The organism is Planomonospora algeriensis (assembly GCF_977012225.1).
Window position 1 is genome coordinate 1 of sequence record NZ_CDRNDK010000773.1, and the last position, 1,892, is coordinate 1,892.

Annotated in this window: 2 protein-coding genes; one reads left to right on the forward strand and one right to left on the reverse strand. The window is 70.7% G+C overall.

All coding sequences use genetic code 11. The features are described from left to right. Nucleotides 1-592 precede the first annotated feature (592 nt). Nucleotides 593-994, forward strand: coding sequence for a peptide-methionine (R)-S-oxide reductase MsrB (gene msrB, locus ACWJ6R_RS35605; protein ID WP_449066426.1), 402 nt, complete (start codon nt 593-595; stop codon nt 992-994). A gap of 359 nt (nt 995-1,353) precedes the next feature. On the opposite strand, the gene ACWJ6R_RS35610 is transcribed toward msrB, so the two are convergent. After that, a partial coding sequence (locus ACWJ6R_RS35610) for a hypothetical protein (RefSeq protein WP_449066427.1) occupies nt 1,354-1,892 on the reverse strand: 539 nt, incomplete at its 5' end.

Sequence of the window (1,892 nt, forward strand, 5' to 3'; positions counted from 1 at the left end):
GCCGGCGCGGCCTGCCCCGTCCACCGGCGACGCCTGGGCGGCGGCCGTGCCGATCCCGGCCGCCAGGGCGGCGCCTCCGAATGAGAAGGCCGTCACCGCACCCACCGCCGCGAGACGTCGTGCTCCTGCGATAGCCGCCACAGTTCTGCCCCCGGTACCGAGTGTGTCTACGTGTCTTCGATGCACGGCCGAGCTTCGCGAACCGGCGGAGCGGGAGGCAAGCGGTGCGATCGGGAGGCGGCCGATCGTTTACCGGAATCAGACGCAGACTTTGCCGTCCGGCCCGATTAGTCATACGGACGGCCGCGCCGGACGGGTCCGTCCCGGAGTCGCCGCGGCGGCGGGACCGGGCTCTCGACGGGACGGACCGCGATCATCCGTCCCGCTCTCCGGTCCCGGGCGCTGGCGCGCCACCCGGCCGGCGGCATTCGAACCGTCCCGTTGATCCTCGGGACGGCCGGACAGATGATCTCATCCCTCATCTGGAAGGTGAAAACCCCCCACATCAACAAGGACGCCGAATCGGGCGTCCCAGGATGCTTCGCCTCTCAAGATTTTTCTCCCGGCCGCGGCGTTCGCGTAGAGTCATGGCATGGACAAGGTGGTCAAGAGCGACGCCGAGTGGCGCGCCCAGCTCTCCTCCGAGGAGTTCCAGGTGCTCCGTCAAGCGGGCACGGAGCGTCCCTTCACCGGCGAGTACGTCGACACCAAGACCGTGGGCGTCTACAGCTGCCGCGCCTGCGGCGCCGAGCTGTTCCGGTCGGACACCAAGTTCGACAGCCACTGCGGCTGGCCCAGCTTCTACGAGCCCTCCGCGTCCGAGGCCGTCACCCTGATCGAGGACCGCTCCCTCGGGATGGTCCGCACCGAGGTCCGCTGCGCCCGCTGCGACTCCCACCTCGGCCACGTCTTCCACGGTGAGGGCTACGCCACGCCCACCGACGACCGCTACTGCATCAACTCCGTCTCGCTCAGGCTGGAGCCCGCCGAGTAGCCCCGGCCGGCTTCCCGGAGCACAGATTCCCCGGAGCGCACCCGGGCTCTTCCGCATTCACCCGCGCGAGCGGGTGACGGCATACTCTCGCACGGGTAAAAGCTACTACGCACAGTGCGCGAAGATCTCCACAGAGTGATTCTTCTCCCGAGGAGCCCCCCGTGCATCTCCGCCACAGATGGGAGATCATCGAGACCATCGGCAGGGTGGTCACCCAGCGCTGCACGGTGTGCGGCAAGACCCGCGTCAGGATCCTCTGACGGGAGCCGCCGGGTCGGCCTCGGACAGTCCCCGGCGGCGGGACCCGGTAGCCGGTGGCCGCCGGCGAGTGAGCGCTCCGAGCCTCCGGAACGCCCCCGTCACCGGCCCGGCTCGGGATGGGTGACCCGGCAGGTGGAGTCGTCGGGGCCGAGCACGTTGGCCAGGATCGGGTTGCCGTTCTCACCGAACTCCGCCTGGACGAAGACCACGGGGGCGTCCTCCCCGACCTCCTCGGCGAGGTAGTCGAGACCCGTCTCGCACAGTTCGATCGCCTGCTTGGAGTTGTCGGCGGACTCCGGAAGGTCGGTGTAGATCCGTAGGTACCCCCCGACCATGCGGATGTCCTTCACCCGCTGGGCCGCCTTGCTCCGCTGGAAGTACGCGACAGCCCTGGTGTCGGTGTGCTTGGACCGGCCCGCCGCCTTGACCTCCTGGGCCTTCCCGGCCTTCCCGGCGGGCTTCCCGCCCCCGTCGTCCCGCGACCCGCGGGTCTCGGGCTTCCCGGCCTCATCCCCACCGGTTCCGGCCCTCTCGGCGCCGGTCTTCCCGGCCGCGGGCCGCCGCGCCGCGCCGCCCGGGTCCCCGGTGGGCGCGCTCGAGCCCGCGCCGTCGAGCTCGGCGGTCACCATCGGGGACC

Coding starts and splice junctions, on each gene's coding strand:
- msrB (WP_449066426.1), top strand. CDS start 593: ATGGACAAGGTGGTCAAGAGCGACGCCGAGTGGCGCGCCCAGCTCTCC.